Below are 1,027 nucleotides of genomic sequence, written 5' to 3'. Positions count from 1 at the left end.
GAAAATCGCTTTTAAGCCTACGTATGACAGTGCAACAAAAATAATCAGCGTAACGTATGTCGAAATTCTTTGAGAACGAGGCGTTACCGTGATGCCCCATGTAACAGCGAAAGACCATAAACCGTTCGAGAAGTGGAAAATTGTTGATAAAACACCGACAATGTAAAAACCAAGCATAGCCGGAGAGCTCAAAATATTCGCCATCATGTCGAAATTGACCTCAGCGCCCATTTGTGCGGCAATGCGGGTTTCCCACACGTGCCAGCTGACGAAAATGAGGGTGATGATACCGGTTACACGCTGCAGGACGAATAGCCAGTTTCTCATGTAGCTGTATTGGCCTGCGTTATTTTTCGCAGTAAACGCTATGTACACACCATAAACTGCATGATAAATTAATGGTAAGAAGATAATAAAAATTTCCAAGGCATACCTGAAAGGCAGACTATCCATAAAATGAGCAGCGCTATTGAATGCTTCAGCGCCCCTTGCGGCAAACTGGTTGACGACTAAATGCTGAATAAGAAAGATGCCGACCGGTATGACGCCAAGCAAGGAATGCAATCTTCGAAAATAAAACTCTCTGTTCCCAGACATTACTTTACCCCCTGTTTGATAAGTGCGAAATGTGCTAAATCTCTTCCCCCACTTCTTTCAATTGTAAGCACTTTATTAAGATTTATTGACAATTTCATTTTACTCCTCCCTCAAAAGGGCGTCAAGAAAACGCGTACATAAATTATAATTTTCCGAATTGATTAGTTGATTGAAAAATTTTATTTTATCAATATATATTTCTAACTTAATTTTTCATAAGAATTACAGGATCATTCTGTAATCCTCCCCCCTGTTTGAGCTATAATATACGCAGGAGAGAGGGGAGACAGATATGAAGTCTAAATTTGAAGCATCTATTGACAACCTAAAAGAAATTGAAATGAACGCCTATGCCTACGAACTAATACGAGAGATCGTTCTCCCAGATATGCTTGGCCAAGATTACTCTTCCATGATGTATTGGGCAGGA

Annotated in this window: 1 protein-coding gene and 1 pseudogene; one reads left to right on the top strand and one right to left on the bottom strand. The window is 40.0% G+C overall.

All coding sequences use genetic code 11. The features are described from left to right. A partial coding sequence (gene sdhC / locus RAC86_RS39050) for a succinate dehydrogenase cytochrome B558 (RefSeq protein ID WP_377886993.1) occupies positions 1-597 on the bottom strand: 597 nt, incomplete at its 3' end. 292 nt (positions 598-889) lie between these two features. Between sdhC and RAC86_RS39045 the strand changes: the two are divergent. Next, positions 890-1,027: pseudogene (locus RAC86_RS39045) on the top strand (YslB family protein); the annotation flags it as partial.

This window comes from Bacillus sp. LR_5, from assembly GCF_042709275.1.
Note: the sequence above shows the minus strand (reverse complement) of the source record. Positions and strands in the feature narration are given on the sequence as shown.